17 protein-coding genes and 1 tRNA gene are annotated in these 21,736 nt (G+C 66.2%); 10 read left to right on the top strand and 8 right to left on the bottom strand.

The window, feature by feature from the left end; genetic code table 11:
* Positions 1 to 36 precede the first annotated feature (36 nt).
* The 3 genes from dnaG (at position 37) to VWP12_RS04440 (ending at position 3,849) form a co-directional block, all read left to right on the top strand.
* Positions 37 to 1,656, top strand: coding sequence for a DNA primase (gene dnaG / locus VWP12_RS04450; RefSeq protein ID WP_410474785.1), 1,620 nt, complete (start codon positions 37 to 39; stop codon positions 1,654 to 1,656).
* Positions 1,657 to 1,906: 250 nt separating this feature from the next.
* A complete protein-coding gene (gene rpoD / locus VWP12_RS04445) occupies positions 1,907 to 3,718 on the top strand; it encodes an RNA polymerase sigma factor RpoD (RefSeq protein WP_410474784.1) in 1,812 nt (603 codons plus the stop codon).
* 54 nt (positions 3,719 to 3,772) lie between these two features.
* Positions 3,773 to 3,849: transfer RNA gene (locus tag VWP12_RS04440), tRNA-Ile, on the top strand.
* A 51-nt stretch (positions 3,850 to 3,900) separates the two neighbouring features.
* Here the strand turns inward: VWP12_RS04440 and VWP12_RS04435 are convergent.
* Genes VWP12_RS04435 through VWP12_RS04420 form a run of 4 tightly spaced genes read right to left on the bottom strand, consistent with a single transcriptional unit; the run spans position 3,901 to position 9,534 of the window.
* Positions 3,901 to 5,532 carry a glucan biosynthesis protein gene (locus VWP12_RS04435; RefSeq protein WP_410474783.1) on the bottom strand — a complete coding sequence of 544 codons (1,632 nt, stop codon included), beginning with the start codon at positions 5,530 to 5,532 and terminating at the stop codon, positions 3,901 to 3,903.
* Entirely contained in the window at positions 5,529 to 7,655 is a 2,127-nt protein-coding gene (gene mdoH, locus VWP12_RS04430; RefSeq protein ID WP_410474782.1) for a glucans biosynthesis glucosyltransferase MdoH, read from the bottom strand. Before mdoH ends, VWP12_RS04435 begins: the two co-directional genes overlap by 4 nt.
* On the bottom strand, positions 7,652 to 7,939 hold the full coding sequence (locus VWP12_RS04425; protein ID WP_125199529.1) for a hypothetical protein: 288 nt from the start codon (positions 7,937 to 7,939) through the stop codon (positions 7,652 to 7,654). The genes mdoH and VWP12_RS04425 overlap by 4 nt, the downstream gene beginning before the upstream one ends.
* A complete protein-coding gene (locus tag VWP12_RS04420) occupies positions 7,936 to 9,534 on the bottom strand; it encodes a glucan biosynthesis protein (RefSeq protein WP_410474781.1) in 1,599 nt (532 codons plus the stop codon). Before VWP12_RS04420 ends, VWP12_RS04425 begins: the two co-directional genes overlap by 4 nt.
* A 532-nt stretch (positions 9,535 to 10,066) precedes the next feature.
* Here VWP12_RS04420 and VWP12_RS04415 point away from each other — a divergent pair.
* Entirely contained in the window at positions 10,067 to 11,431 is a 1,365-nt protein-coding gene (locus VWP12_RS04415; protein ID WP_410474780.1) for a GntP family permease, read from the top strand.
* Positions 11,432 to 11,435: 4 nt separating this feature from the next.
* Positions 11,436 to 12,575 carry a glycerate kinase gene (locus VWP12_RS04410; protein WP_410474941.1) on the top strand — a complete coding sequence of 380 codons (1,140 nt, stop codon included), beginning with the start codon at positions 11,436 to 11,438 and terminating at the stop codon, positions 12,573 to 12,575.
* A gap of 108 nt (positions 12,576 to 12,683) precedes the next feature.
* On the opposite strand, the gene VWP12_RS04405 is transcribed toward VWP12_RS04410, so the two are convergent.
* Genes VWP12_RS04405 through VWP12_RS04395 form a run of 3 tightly spaced genes read right to left on the bottom strand, consistent with a single transcriptional unit; the run spans position 12,684 to position 15,395 of the window.
* The gene (locus VWP12_RS04405; RefSeq protein ID WP_410474779.1) at positions 12,684 to 13,727 is read right to left on the bottom strand and encodes a zinc-binding alcohol dehydrogenase family protein; all 1,044 of its coding nucleotides are present in this window, start codon (positions 13,725 to 13,727) and stop codon (positions 12,684 to 12,686) included.
* A gap of 29 nt (positions 13,728 to 13,756) precedes the next feature.
* On the bottom strand, positions 13,757 to 14,422 hold the full coding sequence (locus VWP12_RS04400) for a class I SAM-dependent methyltransferase (RefSeq protein ID WP_410474778.1): 666 nt from the start codon (positions 14,420 to 14,422) through the stop codon (positions 13,757 to 13,759).
* A gap of 1 nt (position 14,423) precedes the next feature.
* The gene (locus tag VWP12_RS04395; RefSeq protein WP_410474777.1) at positions 14,424 to 15,395 is read right to left on the bottom strand and encodes a calcium/sodium antiporter; all 972 of its coding nucleotides are present in this window, start codon (positions 15,393 to 15,395) and stop codon (positions 14,424 to 14,426) included.
* A 261-nt stretch (positions 15,396 to 15,656) separates the two neighbouring features.
* Here VWP12_RS04395 and VWP12_RS04390 point away from each other — a divergent pair, with 261 nt between their 5' ends.
* The 5 genes from VWP12_RS04390 (at position 15,657) to VWP12_RS04370 (ending at position 20,434) form a co-directional block, all read left to right on the top strand.
* A complete protein-coding gene (locus VWP12_RS04390) occupies positions 15,657 to 16,643 on the top strand; it encodes a TonB family protein (RefSeq protein WP_410474776.1) in 987 nt (328 codons plus the stop codon).
* A gap of 99 nt (positions 16,644 to 16,742) precedes the next feature.
* Positions 16,743 to 17,483: a MotA/TolQ/ExbB proton channel family protein gene (locus tag VWP12_RS04385; protein ID WP_410474775.1), complete on the top strand. Its 741-nt coding sequence runs from the start codon at positions 16,743 to 16,745 to the stop codon at positions 17,481 to 17,483.
* Positions 17,484 to 17,485: 2 nt separating this feature from the next.
* The gene (locus VWP12_RS04380; protein WP_410474774.1) at positions 17,486 to 17,899 is read left to right on the top strand and encodes an ExbD/TolR family protein; all 414 of its coding nucleotides are present in this window, start codon (positions 17,486 to 17,488) and stop codon (positions 17,897 to 17,899) included.
* Positions 17,896 to 18,078 (top strand): hemin uptake protein HemP, encoded by a 183-nt coding sequence (hemP, locus tag VWP12_RS04375; RefSeq protein ID WP_410474773.1) that lies wholly within the window; start codon positions 17,896 to 17,898, stop codon positions 18,076 to 18,078. Before VWP12_RS04380 ends, hemP begins: the two co-directional genes overlap by 4 nt.
* Positions 18,079 to 18,187: 109 nt before the next feature.
* Positions 18,188 to 20,434, top strand: coding sequence for a TonB-dependent receptor family protein (locus VWP12_RS04370; protein WP_410474772.1), 2,247 nt, complete (start codon positions 18,188 to 18,190; stop codon positions 20,432 to 20,434).
* A 633-nt stretch (positions 20,435 to 21,067) separates the two neighbouring features.
* On the opposite strand, the gene VWP12_RS04365 is transcribed toward VWP12_RS04370, so the two are convergent.
* Entirely contained in the window at positions 21,068 to 21,577 is a 510-nt protein-coding gene (locus VWP12_RS04365) for a hypothetical protein (protein WP_410474771.1), read from the bottom strand.
* Positions 21,578 to 21,736 lie beyond the last annotated feature (159 nt).

Genomic DNA, 21,736 nt, shown 5'->3' with positions numbered 1-21,736 from the left:
CGTTCACGGCGAGATGGAGCACCCCCGGAGGCATCGATGAGTCGGATCCCGGAGGCATTCGTCGAGGAAGTGGTCGGTCGCTCGGATATCGTCGAGGTAATCGGCGCGCGCGTGCCGCTGAAGAAGAAGGGCAAGGAGTTCGCCGCCTGCTGCCCGTTCCACCAGGAAAAGACGCCGTCGTTCTACGTCACGCCGGACAAGCAGTTCTATCACTGCTTCGGCTGCGGGGCGCACGGCAACGTAGTGGGCTTCCTGATGGAATTCGACCACCTCGACTTCCCCACCGCGATCGAGCACCTCGCCGGCCGGCTGGGCCTCGAGATCCCGCGCGAGAAGGGCGACCAGGAGAAACTCGACCGGATCGGCCGGCTGCGTCAGGTCACGGCCATGGCCAGCGACTGGTTTCGCGGCAACCTGCGCTCATCGAGCGAGGCGATCGACTTCCTCAAGCTGCGCGGCCTGACCGGCGAGACGGCTGCCCGCTTCGCGCTGGGCTTCGCCCCGCCCGGCAACCACCTTGAGTTGGCACTGGGCGGACGGGCACGGCCCGACGAGCTGGTGGCCACGGGCCTCCTCATACAGCGCGACAACGGCGACCGCTACGACCGGTTCCGCGACCGGGTGATCTTCCCGATCCGTGACCCGCGCGGGCACGTGATCGGTTTCGGCGGTCGGGTGATCGGGGCGGGCGAGCCCAAGTACCTCAACTCGCCCGAGACCGAGCTGTTCCACAAGGGCTTCGGCGTCTACGGGCTGTACGAATCGCGCCAGGTCGACCAGCGCCCCGACCAGCTGATCGTGGTCGAGGGCTACATGGACGTGATCCTGCTGGCGCAGAACGGCGTCCATCATGCGGTCGCCACGCTCGGCACGGCGACAACCGCCGAGCAGCTCGATCTGCTCTATCGGCAGACCGAGCGGATCGTGTTCTGCTTCGACGGCGATGCCGCCGGTCGGCGCGCCGCGGTCAAGGCGCTCTCGGTCGCCCTGCCCCTGATGCAGGACGGCCGCGATCTGCGTTTCGCCTTCCTGCCCGAGGGAGAGGACCCCGACAGCTTCGTGCGCACCCATGGCCAGCCGGGCTTCAATCGCTTCATCGAGCAGGAATCGATGGGCTTCGACCGCTTTTTGACCCTGCACCTCGACGAAGCCACCCCCGGTGATGACACCGCCGCGCGGGCGCGCAAGAACAAGCAGGCGCACCAACTGATCGAGCGCATGCCGCAGGGCAGCCTCAAGCGACTGACCGCGCGCCAGGTCGACCGCCACCACGGCCTGTTCGGCCGTCCCTTCCGGGAAGAGAACCAGGCCACGGGGCCGACCGCCGCCAAGCGCCCGCCGCCGGCGCGCTCGGAGGACCTCGCCATTCTCCGTCTGGCATTGACCCACCCCCGCCTGACCGACCGCCTGCGCCCCGCGGAGGTCTGGCATGGAGGCCAACCGCCGGCCGTGATCCAGCGTCTGCTCGACGACAGCCTGACCGCAGAGGATCGTCAGGCCGCCGAGGCGCAGAACCTCGTCGGCATTGAAAACGCCGAAATCGCCGCCAACATGTTGGGTGACATCCTGGAGAAGCGACGTCAACGCGAGGCACTCGCGGAGAAGAAGCGGCAGCAGCGAGCCAATCTGGCCGGCGGCCGCCCCCCGAGGGACTGACCGCGACATGGACGAAATGCCCGAAAAGCGGTATAATTTCGTGTTCCCCATCGGGAACGCCCGAATCGTCAGCCCGTCCAATCGACCGGCTCTTCGGGTCATCCCGCGCGAGGCCCAAACGTCTCCTCGCGCCGCAACAATCCACTGACGCGGCCCGCTCGACAACCGTGCGCGGCGCGCTCGGCGCCTGCACTCCCGCGGCGCGACTTTCAGACGTTTTCATCGAATTGCCGGAGCAGGTTCCACGCCGATGCAGCAAGACCAACAAACCAGCATCAAGCAGTTGATCGCCCTGGGCAACGAGCAGGGTTACCTGACGTACGCCGAGATCAATGACCATCTGCCCGAGTCGCTGGTCGATGCCGAACAGATCGAAGTGATCATCGGCATGATCCAGGACATGGGCATTCAGGTTTCCGAGGCGCCGCCGGACAAGGACGACCTGGGCCTGTCGGACGAACAGCGCGTATCGAACGATGACGAGGCCACCGAAGAAGCCGTCGCCGTCCTCGCCTCGCAGGTGGACGCCGAATTCGGTCGCACCACCGATCCGGTGCGGATGTACATGCGCGAAATGGGCACGGTCGACCTGCTCAACCGCGAAGGCGAGATCGAGATCGCCAAGCGCATCGAGGAAGGCCTGCGCGAAGTCACCATCGCGATGGCTGCCTTCCCGCCGACCCTGGACACCCTGCTCGCCCAGTACGCTCGCGTCGAGGCCGAGGAGATCAAGCTCGCCGACGTGGTGGTGGGCTTCCACGTGCTCACCGACGAGATCCCGACGCCGGGCGGCAACAAGAACGACGACTCGGACGACGACGAAGAGGAAAAGGACACCGGCATCGACGTCGAGGCCGTGCGCACGGTGATCATGGAGCTCAAGGACCTGCACGAGCAGCGTCACGCCGTCGCCACCAAGAGCCGCAAGGCCAAGACCGACGCGGCCAAGATCAAGGCGCTGACCGACCAGATCGCCGACCAGCTGATCACCCTGAAGCTCAACCCGAACTTCAACGAGAAGCTGGTCAAGCAGGTCCGTGACGCCATCGCCCGCGTACGCCTGTTGGAAAAGCAGATCATGCAGCAGGCCGTCGAGAAGGGCGGCATCAAGCGCGAGACCTTCATCCACGCCTTCCGCGGCCACGAGACCAGCAATGACTGGATCGCCGAGGTCACCAAGGGCAAGCCGACGGCGAAGTTCGCCGCCGTGCAGCCGGAAATCGAGCGCCTGGCCAAGCGTCTGGCAACGGTCGAACGCGACAGCCAGCTGCCCGTTTCCGGCATCCGCGAGGTCAACCGCCAGGTGACCCTCGGCGAGGCCAAGGCCCGCCGCGCGAAGAAGGAGATGATCGAGGCCAACCTGCGCCTGGTCATCTCGATCGCCAAGAAGTACACCAACCGTGGCCTGCAGTTCCTCGACCTGATCCAGGAAGGCAACATCGGCCTGATGAAGGCGGTCGACAAGTTCGAATACCGCCGCGGCTACAAGTTCTCGACCTACGCCACCTGGTGGATTCGCCAGGCGATCACCCGCTCGATCGCCGACCAGGCACGCACGATCCGCATCCCGGTGCACATGATCGAGACGATCAACAAGTTGAACCGCATCTCCCGGCAGATGCTCCAGGAGATGGGCCGCGAGGCCACCCCCGAGGAGCTGGCCGAGCGCATGGACCTGCCCGAGGACAAGGTCCGCCGGGTGATGAAGATCTCCAAGGAGCCGATCTCCATGGAGACGCCGATCGGCGAGGACGACGATTCGAGCCTGGGCGACTTCATCGAGGATCAGGGCGCGGTATCGCCGCTGGACTCGGCGACCAACGCCTCGCTCTCCGAGATCGTGCGCGAGATCCTCTCGACGCTGACTCCGCGCGAGGCCAAGGTGCTAATGATGCGCTTTGGTATCGGCATGAACACCGACCACACCCTCGAGGAAGTCGGCAAGCAGTTCGATGTCACCCGCGAGCGTATCCGTCAGATCGAGGCCAAGGCCCTACGCAAGCTGCGCCACCCGTCCCGTTCGGAAAAGCTGCGCAGCTTCATCGACGCGAAGTTGGAATAATCCCCTTCCAGGCCGGCTTTTTGCCGGCCTTCGTGGTTTCCACCACGGCCGTACGGGCCCATAGCTCAGTTGGTTAGAGCAGGCGACTCATAATCGCTTGGTCACAGGTTCGAGTCCTGTTGGGCCCACCACTCCCCCGGTCGCGCTGAATTTCAGCGGACCATCCCGGCACACCTCGAGCGTTACGGCATCACCTCACGAAACGCCTGTCGGTGATACTGGTACAGCCAGGACTCGGCAACCGGCTCGTCGTCAACGCGCAACTCGCCACGCAGTTCCACCGGCGCATCCTCGGTGACGTGCAGATCGAATTCCGTCTGCCAGCGATCCGGGTGCCCCGCCACCTGCCGGACCCTAACGTTGCTGATCTCACCCACCGGGCTCGCCTCGACACGAAACTCGGCCTCCTCCGGATCGACAGACTCCAGCCGCGCCCCTTGCCAGCCAATCACCAACCGAACCGTGTCCGCGATGCGGGGCTTGCCGAAATCGCCCCCCGGGCCAGCACGCAAGCTGACGGCTCGGGCAAGATCCGGGTCGAACGGCTCGTCCTCACTCCAGTAGAGGCGGTAGCGGTACGTCAGCGCCGAGCCGGCCAATTGCGACCCTGCCGGTTGCCAGAAGGCGACGATGTTGTCGAAGGTCTCGTCGTTCGTGGGCAGTTCGACCAGCGCCACCTGACCCTCACCCCAGTCACCGAGTGGCTCCACCCACACGGAGGGGCGTTTCTCGTAGCCCACACCGTCGAGGTAATGACTAAAGTCCCGGTCGCGCTGCAACAGGCCGAAGCCACGCGGATTTTGGTCGGCGAAAGCCGAATAACCATGGGAGGGCGGGTTGACCAGCGGACGGGCCAGACGCTCGCCGGCGCCATTCCAGATTGCAAGCGTGTCCGAATCATGCACCTCGGGACGCCAGCCCCGCAGGTGCACATTGGGCGTCTCGGTGTACCAGTACATCGATGTCAGCGGCGCGATGCCGAGCTGGTCGATGGTCTTGCGTACGAACAGGTGCTTTTCGACTTCTATCTCGGTATCACCACGCGAGCGCAGGGCGATACGGTACGCGCCGGTTACCGACGGCCCGTCGAGAAGCGCGTGGACCACCACCGGCTCCCCTTCGCTTGCCGCCGGCTCGAACCAGAAAGCGCGGAAGTCGGGGAATTCTTCTTCCTGTTCGCCGGCCGTGTTGACCGCGATACCGCGAGCGGACATCCCCACCTGCCCCGTCTCGGAGACGGCACGGAAGTAGGACGCCCCCTGGAAGGTCGCCCAGGGCTCCTCCTCGAACCAGTCGTGTGTCCGCCGGGAACGGTGCACCCAGAACCCCGCGATACCCGAGGTTCCCTCGGGCACGGCTCGCAGCGGGCTGTCGGATGGCATGTCGAAATAATCGGGGCGGTAGCGCACCGGGCGCGCCTGGTCGCCGGCGACCACGTGCATGGCCACCGGCTTGGGGAAGTACTCGCCCAGCGGCCGGAACGTGATCGGGTAGACCGATGGGCCGTCACGCCATAGCGCCATGTCGCGGCGGTAATGGATCTTCCCGGCGGCATCGTAGTTGATCGACTGGATCGCCTCGGAAGCCGGGCGCGGTGGCGGGTCGTACGGCTCGGCGGCAAGTTGTTCCGCCCGCTGAATGAGCGTCTCGAAAGAGAATGGCTCGGCCGTTCCCAACTCCAGCCCCGTCTCGGCATCGACGGCCTCCGAGGCCATGGCGCTAAGCGACCGGGCGCTGCCAGCCGCCACGCCCATGGCGAGCAGGCCGCGCAGCCAGGCCCGTCGCCCCGGCCGATGGATCGAGTGATCACTCATGATGCATACCCTCCTGATTTGTCAGTTGATACCGCCGGTCTTCCGACTGCGGCCTCCGCCCCGGTACAGACATGCCGGGCATAGCGCTCGGCCAGACGACCCCACGGGTCCGTGACCTCGCTGCGCCAGGCGTGTTCGTGCACGCGCCGCATTGCCTCGACGTCATCCAGCACGCGGGCAGCACGCTTGCTCGGCACGCCCTGGGGGCCAGCGGCGATCCAGTCTTCTGCCACCCGCAGGGTGGCCCGTCGTGCAAGCCCGCTGCGACGTGGCGCATGCGCCGCCGCCAGGCGCCATTGCGTCGGGTCGAGCAGCGTCCACAGCAGCCAGCCGGATTCCCCGCCCGGCCGTGGCGAAACGGCATCCGGCTGGAAACGCTCCAGTACCGGGTCGTCACGGCCCGCCTCCGGCGGCGTCAACCAGATCCCCTTGCGGCGCCAGCGTTGGCCAAGCGTGAAACGGGACAAGCCGACCGTGACCGGCACGGCCAGCACCAGCGGCACGGTTATGGGCAGGGTCCAGTAGAAGAAGTAGGGATCGATGAGATACGCCCCTCCCGTCCAGGCGAGCGACAGCACCGCTCCCGGCACGTGGCGGGCCATCGCCGTGCGCCAGGAAAGCTCGTTGCCCCGGTTCTGCCCTGCCCAACTCACCGTCACGTTCAACAGTGCGGTGACGACGAAGACACTGTGGGCCAGCATCCGCACCGGCGCTAGCAGGACCGAAAAGAGGTTTTCCAGAAAGAATCCCTGCAGCAGTCGCGGCGCGCTGCCGAATCCCCGCAGCCGTTCCCGGTCGAAGACGAGCACTTCCAGCAGCGCCAGGACCTTGGGCAGGAACAACGTCACCAGCGTGCTCGTGACCAGCAGCAACGCCCATTCGGGATGCCACTGCGGCCAGGCGGGATACAAGGCGTCCGGGTCGGGGAAATAGTCGATGTCACCAAGCTTGAAGCGGGCCACCTCCAGCGTGGTGAACACCAGGAACAGGAACCACACCGGCGAGGCGACATAAGCGAAAATCCCGTTGAGCAGGGCGAAACGATGGGCCACCCGCAGCCCCGGCTCGGCCAGGAGATGACGCAGATGCTGCAGATTGCCCTTGGACCAGCGACGGTCCCGGATCAGCTCGTCGTCCAGCGAGGGTGGCGACTCCTCGAAGCTGCCCGGGATGCCGGTCTCGAGCCAGACCTGGTAGCCGGCGCGGCGCATAAGGGAGGCCTCGAGGAAGTCGTGGCTCAACACCGCGCCGCGCCAGAGACCCACGCCGCGCATGCGGGGCAGACCGCAGTGCCGCATGAACGGCTCGGTGCGGATGATGGCGTTGTGCCCCCAGAAGACCGCCTCCGATCGCTGGAGCGCCGCCAGACCGTCGGTGAACAGCGGCCCGTACAGGTGGGTGACGAACTGCTGCATCCGGGCGAAGGCCGAGCGGGCGTTGAACAGTCGCGGCACCGTCTGGATCATGCCGACGCGGCTGTCGCACTCCATCAGCCGGACCAGTGTCGTCAGGGCCTCTCCCGACATGACGCTGTCGGCATCCAGCACCACGAAGTAGCGGAAATCGCTCCCCCACCGGCGCAGGAAATCGGAGACATTGCCGGTCTTCGCCTTGAGATTGACGCGTCGCCGGCGGTAGTGAAGCCGCCCCTCCAACCCGAACTCAGCCACCAGCGAACGCCAGGCCGCCTGTTCGGCAAGCCAGATCTCCGGGTCACGACTGTCGGAGAGCAGGAAGAACTCGAACGGGTCGCTCTCGCCGGTCTCGAGCAGCGAGACCAGGGTGGCCCGCAGCCCCTGGTATACCCGGTCGACGTCCTCGTGGTAGACCGGCATGATCACCGCGGTCGGTGCAAGCGGGGCCTGCGGCCAGCGATCCGCATAGCGACGCATCAGACCGTGACGGTCCCCCCGACCCGAGACCCGACGCATGACGAAGCCGAAGATCGCCATCCAGCTGCCGGCCGTGATGAAGGCGTACAGGGGAATGAAGGTCGCGAGGATGGCGATTTCCAGGGGACGCGTGCCATGGTAGGGCAGCACCCAGATCATGCCCCAGGTGCCCGCCGCCGTCTGGGCAAGCACCATCAGAAGAAAGAGCGTCCGGCGCCAGGCGTCGATCACGACTCGTCCCGGCCTTTGTCGGAGGTAGCCGTGCTGGCGTAGCCGAGCGAGGCCCGATGGATCGGTCGACCGCTGCGACGCGGCGCCTCGACCAGCCGGCGAAGCGAGTCGTCCAAACGCGCATCGGCCGCCGCGCGGGTCGGGACGAGCGCCCCGGCCTCTACCGGCCGGCCGGTCAGCGAGATCTCGTGCGCCACGGCGCGTCCGTAGCGACGCAGTGCCCCGCACACGTCATGACAAACAATGACGGGGGTATCGTCGTGCGGACCTCGAGCCTCGGTCATTTTCCTTCCTCCAGATAGCGGCCGACCTGGCCGGGCAGCGTGTCCTGCCAGCTTTCGGAAATGGTCTTGCCCTCGAGCGCCAGGGACGCACGCACCCTCAACGGCTGCTCGCCCGTCGGCTGCAGCAGCATCGACAAGCGCCAGCCTCCGGCTGGCAACGGCGCCACGGACTGCTCGAGCACGCGAACCGACTGTTCACGGGAAATCGAGGCGACCACCGGTGCACTGTCGGACAGGGACGACAGCGCACCGCCGGTGTAATCCACGTTGACGCGATACGCGGGAGCCGACTGCTCCCCTCCCTGCTCCTCGGCGCCCTCGACACCAATGAGCACACCCCGCACCTGGGCCACCTCCTCGGCCACCGCGTCACGCTGGCCGAAACTCACGTCGTAGGCGACGCCGATCGGATCGCCCGGCTTCAGCGGTTCATGCGGCTCGAAGAAGACCACCTGGTTCTCGTGCCGTTCACTGTTTACCGGCAGCTGCACCAGGTCGAGGGTGCCGCCACCGAAACCCGCCTGAGGCGTCACCCACACGGACGGACGCTTCTCGAAACGGCCCACGGGGTCCTCGAACGTGCCAAAGCGGGTATCACGCTGCATCAGACCGAAGCCACGCACCCCGTCGGCCGGAAACTGGTCCAAACGCAACTCGCGCGGGTTTCGCAGCGGCCGGTACAACCAGCCCCCCTCTCCCTCGTGGATCAGCAGCCCGCTGGAACTGAACACGGCCGGCCGCCAGTGCGAATCGTCCGGCCGTTCGTTCTGACCGTAGAAGTACATCGACGAGATCGGCGCCAGGCCCAGTCGGTCGACGGGCCGTCGAGCATGCAGCCGAGCCTTTACCCGGATGATCGTCTGGTCGGCTCCGGGCTCGATGACGAAGCGGTACGCCCCGGTCAGCGACTTGCTGTCCATCAACGCGTACAGGGTCATGCGGCGCGCGCCCGGCTCCGGACGAACCAGCCAGAATCGCCGGAATGCCGGGAATTCCTCGCCGGCAGGCAGGCCCGTGTCGATCGCCAGGCCCCGGGCATGAGCCCCCATCACCTGGTCATGGGCCACCGCACGGAACAGCGCGCCGCCCAGGAAGCGAACGACCGTCTCCGGCGCATCCGGGCGTTGCAGGGGATAACGGATCTCGAATCCCGCGAAACCCAGATCGGCCGGCACCTTGCGGGCAAACGACTCGTTCGGCCAGTCGAAGTCCGATTTGGTGAACGCAACCTGCTGCACCTCAGCATCGACAACCTCGAACAACTCGACCGGGTGTCGATAGACATGCCCGGCCGAGACCGGCTGAATGGAAAACCGGGCGCCGGTCCAGTCCAGCCGTGAACCTCGCTTGTAGCGGATCTGGCCGAAGGTGTCGGCATCGATCTTGCCCAGTGCCTCAGGAATCGGTGGAGCCGGCTCGTGTTCGCGCTCGGCAAGCGCTTGGGCGACGGCGTCGACCTGCTCCAGGCTGAACGCGAACACGTTCGGCGCCGCCAGCAGGCCCAGCACCACGCAGAGCGCGGCACATAGATGCCGGCGCCACGAGCACCTGTCCACTTGACGGCGCGCATCGGGGTACATGCTGAATCTGGTCAACACTGACAATTCGTCCTCTTTCCGGGCAGGCCGGGCAATTGCGACATCGGGTTGGCCATCGACACGACAGGACGGCGACCGGAGATGGCCGGTCAGAGAGTCATGAGCCTAGAACCAACCACAAGGCTCGGATATACCCTCACCCACAACCTGACGCAGGCCAGCCGGATTAGTTCCCGCCAGCATCGGGTGACGTGGAGGCCGGCACCGCAAGCAACACGAGGCGTGCGTTCCGCCGTGTCAAGCCCACGTTCCGTGACGCACGCGCCCGACTGTGTCATCCGGAATAGCGATTTTCGGTTGGTCGCCGAGTCAGCCGTTTTCATGCAAAATGCGGATCGATGCATCACGTCTCTGTTAGCGATGTAATGTATTTAATCCCCCGATAGGCAAACTGTCATCGCGGCGCTCGAAAAGCCTGTCTACACTCGGCCCTTGTCGTCACACCTCATCGGCGGGGTGTGCGGCAGAAAAACGAGTCGATCGACGACCGAAAACAAGAACGGATCAACCATCAAGGAGACTGAGCGCCATGCTTATCGCAAGCCTGATCATCGTGGTGATCGCGCTGGTGTTCGCGACAGCGAAACTGCGCATGCACCCCTTCCTGGCCCTGTTGCTGGCCGCCTTCGCCATGGCCCTGGCCGGCGGTATCGCGCCGAAAGAGGCCATCGGCATCATCAACGACGGCTTTGGCAGCACGCTGGGTTACATCGGCATCGTCATCGCGCTGGGCACGATCATCGGCGTGATCCTGGAGCGCACCGGGGCCGCCATCGTGATGGCCGAGGCGATCATCCGCCTGCTGTCCGATCGCTTCCCCAACTTCACCGTCTCGCTGATCGGCTACATCGTCTCGATTCCGGTGTTCTGCGACTCGGGTTACGTGATCCTCAACTCGCTCAAGAACGCGATGGCGAAGAAGACCGGCATCTCGGTGGTCGCCATGAGTGTGGCACTGGCCACCGGCCTGTTCGCCACCCATAACTTTGTGCCGCCGACCCCGGGGCCGATCGCCGCGGCCGCCAACCTCGGCATTGCCGATTCTCTCGGCCTGGTAATCCTGGTCGGCCTGTTCGTCGCCGCGGTCACCGCCATCGTCGGCGCGCTGTGGGCCAGCCGCTTCTCCGACCCCGCCAACGAAGCCGAGATGCTCGAGCCGGATCCGATCAGCGAAGCGGTCGGCGAAGAAATCAAGGAGCCGGAACCGGACATGGCTCATCGGCCGTCGACCCTGGCCTCGTTCATGCCGATCATCGCCCCGATCGCGCTGATCTGCCTGGGCTCGGTCGCCAGCCTGGCCACCCGTGATGCCGAGCCGGGCCTTATCGCCAACACCTTCATCTTTCTCGGCCTGCCGGTCGTGGCGCTGGCTGTGGGCGTGCTGTTCGCACTCGGCCTGATCAAGGGCGGCGAGAAGAAGGACCGCTTCCACCAGATGACCGTCGACGGCATCCTGCTTGCGGCACCGATCATCCTGATCACCGGTGCCGGCGGGGCCTTTGGCAACGTGCTGCGCTCCACCCCGCTGGGCGACCAGCTCGGTGCGATGCTGACCGGCCTCGGTCTGGGGCTGTTCGTGCCGTTCATCATCGCCGCGGCGCTCAAGTCCGCCCAGGGCTCGTCGACCGTGGCGCTGGTCACCGCCTCCACCCTGGTCGCCCCGCTGCTGCCGGACCTCGGCTTGGATTCGGACATGGGTATGGTCCTGGCCGTGATGGCCGTCGGCGCCGGCGCGATGACCGTCTCGCACGCCAACGACAGCTTCTTCTGGGTGGTCTCGCAGTTCAGCCGCATGAAGGTTTCCACGGCCTACAAGACCTTCACCACGGCGACCCTGCTGCAAGGCATCAGCGCCATGATCACGATCTACATCCTGGGGCTGATCCTTGTCTGACGACCTGCACGTTGTCCTCTGCCCGGACAGCTTCAAGGGCAGCCTGGAAGCCGACGCCGTGGCAGCCGCCATGGCGCGCGGCGTTCACGCGGCCCGCCCTAGGGCGCAGATCCGCGCCCTGCCCATGGCCGACGGCGGCGAGGGCACCGCGGATCTGATCACGCACACGCTGGGCTGGGAGTGGCACCTGTCCGACGTCCATGGGCCGACCGGCACGCACCTGACCGCCGGCTGGGGTTTCGATCCCGCCAACCGGCGGGCGGTGATCGACGTGGCCTCGGCCTGCGGGCTCGACCTGGTTCCCGCGGATCGTCGCGATCCGTGGCAGCTCGACAGCCGTGGCGTGGGTGAACTGATGCGCTCGGCAATGGATGCCGGCGCGCGTCACCTGCTGATCGGCCTGGGCGGCAGTGGCACGGTCGACGGCGGCGCGGGCATGCTCGCCGCCCTGGGTGTGCGCTTTCTCGATGCCGACGGACAGGCACTGGATGCGCACCCCTCGGCGCTGCGTGCCCTGGCACGGGTCGATTTCTCCGCGCTGGACGCGCGCCTGGCGGAGGTCGAGATCACGGTGCTCAACGATGTCGACAACCCGCTGACCGGCCCGCACGGGGCCAGCCCCGTGTTCGGTCCGCAGAAGGGTCTGGCCGAGTCGGAGATCGAGGCGATGGATCGTCACCTCGAGCGGCTCGCCGGCTGCATCGAGACCGCCGGTCACCTCGAGCGCCCGGTGGACACCCCGGGCGCCGGGGCCGCCGGCGGGCTCGGTTTCGCGCTGGATTGCGTGCTGGGCGGCACCGCCCGCATGGGTGCCGCCTACATCGCCGAGCTGATCGGCCTGGACGCGGCCATCACCGAGTCCAACCTGGTCATCACCGGCGAGGGGCAGATCGACGGCCAGACATCGCGCGGCAAGGTGGTCGCCGAGGTGGTGCGCCGTGCCGGACGACTGGACGTGCCCGTGATGGCGATCGCCGGCAGCATCGCCTGCAGCGAGGTGGAACTGACCGCCTTCGGCTTGGCAGACGCCCGGGCGCTCTGCGACGGTTCGACCACGCTGGAGCAGGCCATGGCCGAACCGGCCCGCCTGATCACCGCCCGTACGCAGGCCCTGATGCAGGATTACCTCGCGCGCACCGGGTAAGCGGCGCAAGCGCCGGTCAAGAGGACAACCCAGACGACAAATCCTCCGGCCAGCCGGGGGATTTTTTTGTGCCTCACGATCGACCGGGAACGCCCCGGCTGCGCCACGCTAGCCGTCGAACCCGGCCAGGGTGAGCTTGCCGATCACGTGCCCACCCTCCAGCGCCCGGTGCGCGGCACGCAGGTTGTCGACGTTGATCGCTCCCAACACCTCGTGCCGCGTGGTCCGCAGGCGTCCCTCCTCGAGCAGGCGCGCCACCGTGTCGAGGATCTCGCCCTGCCGCCCCTTGTCCGGGGTGTCGAACCGCGGACGGGTGAACATGTACTCCCAGAAGAACCCGACGCTCTTGTCGCGCAGTTCGTGGAACGGCAGCGGCGTCTTGTTGCCGATGATGCTGGCCAGCCGGCCCTGCGGGGCGACCAGTTTCGCCATCGCGGGGTAATGTCGGTCGAGGTCGTTGAAGCAGGCGATCGCCGGGATCGACTCGATCCCCCGCTCGGCCAGCTGCGCCGGGAGATCGCCGAAATGATCGACCACCTCGTCGGCGCCGAGATCGAGGCACCACTGGCGCGACTCGGGCCGCGAGGCGGTCGCGATCACCTTGAGCCCGGCGACGCGGGCCAGCTGGATCGCCATCGAGCCGACCCCGCCGGCACCGTTGATCAGCAGCACCGGGGTGCCGGCATCCTCGCCTTCGGACGACAACCCGAGCCGGTCGAACAGGGTTTCCCAGGCGGTGAGTGCGGTCAGCGGCAGGGCCGCGGCGTCGGCCGGCTCGATGCCACGCGGGGCGTGACCGACGATCGCCTCATCGACCAGCTGGAATTCGGCGTTGCTGCCCGGCCGGCCGATATCGCCGGCGTAGAACACCACGTCGCCGGGGCGAAAGCGCGTGACCTTGGCACCCACCGCGTCGACCACGCCGCAGGCATCGAAACCCAGCACGCGCGGGGCCGGATCGGCCCGGTTGTCGGGGTGATCCGGATCGGGGTGGCGCGGTCCGCGCACCTTGGTGTCCACCGGGTTGACCGACACGGCCTCGACCGCCACCCGCAGGTCCGTCGGTCCCGGTTCGGGCACGGCCAGCTCGTATGCCTCGAACGCCTGCTCGTGGTCGATGGGCAGGTGCCGGTTGAATCCGATCGCCTTCATCACGCTCTCTCCTTCACGGTGTCAGTGGGTCAACCGGGCTTCTCGAACACCGCCACCGGTGCGGCGATTTCCACCACCCGCCAGCCGTAGGTTGCTGCTAGCCACTCGAAGGTCCGGGCGCGAAAGAAGATCACGTGGGTGGGGTCGCGCCAGTAGTGCCAGTTCGAAAAGCGTGCGGCCTCCGGGGCAAACCCCGTCTGGACGATCAGCCAGCCGCCCGGTCGCAGCAAGCGGGCGATCCGGTCGAATACCGCCCGTGGTCGATGCAGGTGCTCGACCGTTTCGGTACAGGTGACCAGGTCGTAGGCCGACGCGCGCAGCAGGGCCTCGTCCGGGGCGAACAAGGGATCGTAGCCCATCATCGCCGCGCCCGCCTCCCGCGCCACCGAGATCAGCGCCGAATCCGGGCCGCAGCCGAAATCCAGCGCCGCCACGCCCGGGCCAAGTCGGGCGGCCATCCGGTCGATGCTCGGTGCAAGGAAGCGCCGGTAGCCCGGGTCATCGGCGCGATTCTCGTGCAGCTGGTAATACGCATCCTCGGCCGCCCGGTCGGGCCAGGCACTCGGGTCACGCACCACCAGCTCGCAACGGGGGCACTCGAGGAAGGCCAGTGGCCGCTCGGCCCCCTTCCTGCCCGTCGCCACGGTCACGAAGGTCGATAACGAACCCTCACAGAGCGGGCAGAGCTCGCGCATGTCAGGCGGCGAAGGTCGTGCTCAGCAGGTAGGCGGTATAGGCGACGAAGGCGACCAGCAACACGCTGCCCTCCAGCCGGTTGATCCGGCCCGGGCCGCGAAAGCCGTAGGCGAAGAAGAACAACGCCAGGGTGAGCACGCCCATCACCAGCATGTCGCGCGTGAACACCTCGGGCTCGGCAACCATCGGGTGGATCACGCCGGCCAGGCCGACCACGCCCAGGGTGTTGAACAGGTTCGAACCGATGACGTTGCCCAACGCCATGTCGTGCTCGTTCTTGCGGATCGCGGCGATCGAGGAGGCCAGCTCGGGCAGGGAGGTGCCGATCGCCACCACCGTCAGGCCGATGACCAGATCCGAGACGCCGAAGAGCTGCGCGATGTCCACCGCGCCCCACACAAGCAGCCGCGAGCTGGCCACCAGCAACAACAGGCCGATCGCCACCCAGATCAGGGCCTTCTTCATCGGCATGGGATGCGCAATCAGCTCCTGCTCGACCTCGCCACCCAGCGCATCCACCTGCCCGCGGCGACCCTGGTAGATGTTCCAGCCCAATAGCGCCACCAGCAGCACCAGCAGGACGATGCCCTCGATGCGGGTCACCTCGCCGTCGTAGACCTGCAAGGCGGCCACGGCCGTGACCGCCAGCAGGATCGGCATCTCGCGACGGATCACCTGCGAATGCACCGCGATCGGCGCGATCACCGCCGTGAGACCGAGGATCAGTGCAATATTGGCGATGTTCGAGCCATAGGCATTCCCCAACGCGATCCCGGGATTGCCATCCAGCGACGCCATCACCGAGACCACCAGCTCGGGTGCCGAGGTGCCGAAGCCCATGATCACCATGCCGATCAACAACGGCGACATGCCCAGATGCTTCGCCGTGGCGGCCGCGCCGTCCACGAACCGATCGGCACTCCAGACCAACAGCACCAGACCCGCCAGCACCGCCAACACAGGCATCAACATCTCAAACTCCTCGCATCGAACTCGGCATCGAGTCCATCAATGATTGTTTCCGGCGCCACTTTACTGCAGAACGGCTGCTTCCTTCAGCGTGGCAACCGACCGACACTATGCATGATCGGTGTTGCGAATCATTACGGTTTGCATCCGTTTTAGTGATTCCCTATCCTGCTCGGCCAATCCGGTTGCCGAGTCACCATGCCCGCTCATACGCCCTCTCAACGCCCCTCTCGATCGCGCGGCCTCATCTGGTTGGCCGGCGCGGTGACGAGCCTGGTCCTGCATGCCGCCATCGTCTGGGCGCTGCTGGCATGGACGCGGCCCGAAGAGACCCTGAGCGCCACGAACCGGGGAGGCGGGCAGCCGGTCGAGGCGCAATGGGTCGACCTCAGCGAGACCGAGATCAACTCCCCTGCCGGGGAGAGCACCCCGGAGCCCGCGCCGGCGGACCCGGCACCGCCCAGGCACGTCCCCGTTCCGGAGCCGGAGCCGGAGCCGGAGCCAGAGCCAGAGCCAGAGCCAGAGCCAGAGCCAGAGCCGGAGCCGGAGCCAGAGCCAGAGCCAGAGCCAGAGCCAGAGCCAGAGCCAGAGCCAGAGCCAGAGCCAGAGCCAGAGCCAGAGCCAGAGCCAGAGCCAGAGCCAGAGCCAGAGCTAGAGCTAGAGCTAGAGCTAGAGCCAGAGCCAGAGCCAGAGCCAGAGCCAGAGCCAGAGCCAGAGCCAGAGCCAGAGCCAGAGCCGGAGCCAGAGCCAGAGCTAGAGCTAGAGCCAGAGCCAGAGCCAGAGCCAGAGCCAGAGCCAGAGCCAGAGCCGGAGCCGAAGCCGAAGCCGAAGAGCGAACCGGCACCCGAATCGTCATCACGGGAAGGAAAGACGGATCACGACGAGCGCGAATCCGAGCCATCGGAATCGAGCACCGACAAGGAAACCAGCAACGCCCAGACCGAGGCGGGGGCGGACGACGACACACCGACCAGCGATCCGAGCTTCTCGGCAGGCTATCTGGACAATCCGCCGCCGGCCTACCCACGGGCGGCCCAGCGGCTTCGCCAGGAAGGCGAGGTGCGCCTGCGCGTGGCGGTAGACGCCAATGGCAAACCAGTGGATTGGTCGGTATCCCAATCCAGTGGACACGAACAGTTGGATCGCGCCGCGATGGAGGCGGTGGCCCAGTGGCGTTTCGAACCGGCGACGCGCGGCGGCAAGGCCGTCGACGGCGAGGTCATCGTGCCGATGCGCTTTCAGCTACGCTAGATCCACTAAACACGATTGCGAACGGTTTGCATTTACCTTCGTCTTGATTATCATGCCGGCCAACCCGCCACCTCACGACACCAGCCAGGGGCTCACGCGATGGATATCTTTCTTGTCTTTGACCACGGCGACGGCGTTCTCGTCGGCGTGTTCGTCACGCTGCTGATCATGTCGCTGGCCACCTGGGCGGTCGCCGCCACCAAGCTGTTCGCCCTGATTCAGCGCCGGCGCGCGACCCGTCACAGCATGACCGCCATCGCCCACAGCAATCAGGCGGCCGAATTGGAAAGCCGCGTGGCCGACCGCAACGATCCGCCCGCCGCCCTCGCCCGGGCCGGACTGCAAGCGGTACGGGACTACCGCGGCCCGCTCGACGGCGACGCCCAGGTCCGCCAGCGACTGGACGACGCGCTGATCCGTGGCATCCGGCAGGCCCTCGACCGGCAGGAAACCCGGCTGCAGGCCGGTCAGCTGCTGTTCGCCACGGTCGGCTCGCTCGCGCCCTTCGTCGGCCTGTTCGGCACGGTCTGGGGCATCTACGGCGCGTTGATCGACCTGTCCTCGGCGACAAGCGTGTCGATGGGCCTGGTCGCCGGCCCGCTGGGCGAGGCGCTGGTCGCCACCGCCGCGGGCCTCGCCGCCGCGATCCCGGCCGTGCTGTTCTTCAACCTGTTCAACCGCAGCCATCGGCTCTACCGCCAGACGCTCGACGCCGCCGCGCATGACGTGCACTCCCTGCTGATGCACGACGCGGACCTGGCCGAGTGGGCGCAACGCCGTGGCAAGGCGGTCACGCAACCGACATCCGCGTCGTCCACCAACCGTCCGGCGGAGGCCTGAGCATGGCATTCGGTCGACTCGACGATCACGACGAGCCGATGGCGGAGATGAACGTCATCCCGCTGGTCGACGTGATGCTGGTCCTGCTGGTGGTCTTCATCGTCGCCGCGCCGGTGATCACCCACTCGGTCACGCTCGACCTGCCCAAGGCGAGCAGCGATCGACAGGCCGAGGACTCCGAATCGGTGACCCTCTCGCTCGACAGCGAGGGCCAGCTCTATCTGGACGACAAGCCGGTCTCGGAACAGCGACTGGAAAGCGTGCTCGTCCAGTCGCGACGCGACAACGATCAACTGGTTGTCTACCTGCGCGCCGATGAATCCGTGCCCTACCGGCTAGTCGCCCGCGCCATGGCCACGGTCAAGACCGCCGGCATCGAGCGCCTGGGTTTCGTCTCGGAGCCGGAGACGCCATGAACGAACTCAGCAAACACGACAAACCCAAAGCGCCAGGCGGAGAACGGATCGAGGAACAAGGCCACTGCATCGAAAGCCGCGAGCTGATCTCGCGCGACGGCCAATGCTGGATCTGCCACGACGGCCAGCGCTACCAGCTACGGATCACCGCCGCCAACAAGCTGATTCTCACCAAGTAACCGCAAGCCAGCCAGACCCCTGCCCCACCCGGTCGGGAGGTCAAGCCAGCCAGCACTGCCAATCGGCCGGTCTCGACCGGCATAACAACGAAACGACAGGAGAGCTGACATGATCTTCCGACCCGCCTGCGGGGCACTGGCTGCCGCCATCGCCACCGCACTGAGCGCGCCCGCCTTCGCCCAACAGGGCACCCAGGACTCGAACCAGGATTCCACCCAGGCCGTGCCGGTCACGGCAAGCCCCGTGCTCGACCGCATCTCGATCGTCGGCGGTTCCGAGGCGATCCGCGACGTCGCCGGCTCGGCGCACGTGCTCGATCACGAGACCCTGGAGACCATTCCCGGCAACGACCCGATGAAGGTGCTGCGCCAGATCCCCGGCGTTTACGTCACCGAGGAGGAAGGCCACGGCCTGTTCCCCAACATCTCCATCCGCGGCGCGAACCAGGACCGCAACACCCGCATCACGGTGATGGAGGACGGCGTGATGATCGCCCCGGCACCCTACGCCGCCCCGGCCGGGTACTACTTCCCCAACATCGCGCGCATGGACTCGGTCGAGGTGCGCAAGGGCTCGTCGTCGATCGAGTACGGCCCCTACACCATCGGCGGCGCGCTCAACATGACCTCCACCCCGATCCCGGGCGAAGCGCAGGGACGCGTGCGTCTCTCCGCCGGCGAGCGTGACGCCAAGCGCCTACATGCCTGGTACGGCGACAGCGAGGAGACCTTCGGCTACCTGCTCGAGACCTACCAGGACACCGCCGACGGCTTCCGTGATCTCGACACGCCACAGAACGGCAGCGACAACCCCGGCTACGAGATCCAGAACTACCTGGGCAAGTTCCGCCTCAACACCCCGGCCAGCGCCGAGCGCTATCAGGAACTGGAACTCAAGCTCGCCCGCGACGAGAAGACCATCGACGAGACCTACCTGGGCCTGACCCGCGAGGACTACGAGGCCACGCCGTACCGTCGCTACGCCGGATCGGCGATCGACGAGATGAACACCGAGCACACGCAATACCAGCTGCGCCACTTCATCGAGGTCAACCCGGATCTGGATGTGACCACCACGCTGTACCGCAACGAGTTCCACCGCAACTGGTACAAGCTCGCCAGCGTCGACGGTACCGGCATCTCGTCCATCCTGGCCGACCCTGACGCCAACCAGGGCGAGATGAGCTGGATCACCGGCGCGAACAGCGACGACCTGCGCGGCACCATCAAGGCCAACAACCGCGAGTACGTCTCGCAGGGCATTGAGTCGCGCGCCAACTGGCGGACCACAACCGGCGACATCGACCATCACCTGAAATTCGGCCTGCGCTACCACGAGGACGAGATCGACCGCTTCCAGTGGCAGGACGAGTACGACATGGTCGACGGCTCGCTGGTGCTGACCGACCGGGGCGCGCTGGGCGATGCCGGCAACCGCGTCACCGAGGCGAAGACCATCGCCGCCTTCGTCCAGGACCGCATGGGCTTCGGCCGACTGGCCGTCACCCCGGGGCTGCGCTACGAATCGATTTCGATCGACCGTACCCGTTACGCCGATGCCGATCGCAGCACGATCTCACGCGACGACGAGTCCGCCGACTACAACGTCCTGATCCCGGGCCTGGGCGCGACCTTCGACGTCAACGAAAACTGGCAGCTGCTCGGCGGCGTCTACAAGGGCTTCGCGCCGACCGGCGTGGGCGGTGCCGACGAGGAAGAGGCGATCAACTGGGAGGCCGGTGTGCGCTACCAGAACGGCGCGTTCCAGTCCGAGGTGATCGGTTTCTTGAACGACTACGAGAACCTGGTGGGGGTCTGCACTGCCTCGACCGGCGGCGACTGCAACGTCGGCGACAGCTTCGACGGTGGCGAGGTCGAGGTCCGCGGTATCGAAGCCGGCGCCCTCTACGACCTGTCCGCCGGTCGCGACTGGGCCGTCAACGTACCGGTACGAGCGGCCTACACCTGGACCGACACCGAGTTCCAGACCAGCTTCGACTCGAACTACGGCGCCTGGGGCGACGTGCAGCAAGGCGACGAGCTGCCCAACACCCCCGAGCACCAGCTCTCCGTGTCCGCGGGCGTGGTGGGTGAGCGCTTTGGTGTGCACGCCACCGCCAACTACGTCGGCGAAACCCGCGCCGTGGCCGGCAGCGGCTCGATCCCGGCGGACGAGAAGGTCGATGCCCGCACCATCGTCGACCTGTCGGCCAACTACCGCCTGACCAAGCACGCCAAGCTGTTCGCCGAGGTGGAGAACCTCACCGACGAGACCTACGTCGCCGGCATCCGCCCGGCCGGCTTCCGGGTCGGCAAGCCGCGCACCGTCATGGTCGGGGCGCAGTTCGACTTCTGATCGAACGGCGCGACCGACTCAAGACCAAAAACCCCCGGCAAGGGTGACCTTGCCGGGGGTTTTGTCTTTTGGAAGCGGCGTTTCTTTATCGATTAGGCTTCAGTCCAACATCGGGCGCGAGCCGACTTACCGGTCCTCTCGAACCGAGGCGGAGGGTTTCGCACGCCTGTGGCGCGGAGTGGTCTTGGGCTACCGCCGTGCCCGGCGCGCGAGGGCCTTTTCTTGCTTGTCCAAGAAAAGACCCGAAAAGAAGGACACCCCACGGCTTGGCCCTTCGGGCCTTCGAGGCCGGACGTGTGTCCGACCTCGAAGCCTCACGACCGGCGAATGTCTTGGCGCCGGCTCGACGCGACATCGTGTCGCGCTGAGCCTCGGAGCGACGTCCATGTCGCTCCGACCCCGGCCAACCGCCCGCCCTGAGACAAGCCGTCAGGGGACGGAAATCCTCGTTTGCCGCCGCGCCGACACTCAGAAGAGTGTTCGGACCCCTTTTTTAGATACTGGTGCGGCCGGATCGGGGCGTAGTACTCCATCAGGTACGCTCCGGCGTCTCGTCGGACGCTGCCGCCCGCATGGTCTTGAGCATCGCAGCGGGGCACCAGAGCCGATGGCGGCCTAGTAGCGCATGGCCGACTAGCCTTCGACCTCGACCACCCGGCCCTTGGCCTGTTTCATTGCCACGGCAATCCCGTTCTTGGCCCGACTGACCGCCTTCAATACCGTAACCATCGGGATTGCAAGAAACGAGAACAAGAAGGCGAAAAAGCCTAGCATCATGCCGATAAAGGGGTTGGCACCGAAGGAAATAAGCGTCAGGACCCACGCACCGACAACAAACCACACGACGAAATGAGCGCCCCATGCACCTTTTGTGGCCGCTTTTTCACCGATGACATACGCCTTGCCGTCCTCATTCTCAAGGCCGACCAACATGCCGCCCTTCGCCACCCAGAGCTTTACGTTCTCTCCAACCGATGACCCCAACTTTCCGTCGAGGCCATTGACGACCTTGATGTTGGATGGGGCATCGTCACCGATTTCAATAAGGGCGTAATTCGTGACCATTCCATTAGCCACCTGTCCGGGACTGATGCTGTCGAGCTTGCCTTCATAAACCCGGACGCCGTTGCCTGCTTCTTCCATTTTCCACTCCTTCTAATGTTTCAGGCCACTTCCGTGGCCGCTCCTATTACCCACGTGCGCGATTCGCCCGTGATGTTCACTATTGGCCGCAGATCACAACGCGACTCACGGTGTTCATTTCGGACACCATTTAGCGGTCTACCGGGTTCGATTTTCCGC

Source organism: Guyparkeria sp. TX1, from assembly GCF_046523965.1.
In the GTDB taxonomy this organism is placed as follows: domain Bacteria; phylum Pseudomonadota; class Gammaproteobacteria; order Halothiobacillales; family Halothiobacillaceae; genus Guyparkeria.
The sequence above is the reverse complement of the archived record's forward strand: the minus strand, read 5'-3'. Positions and strand labels throughout refer to the sequence as shown.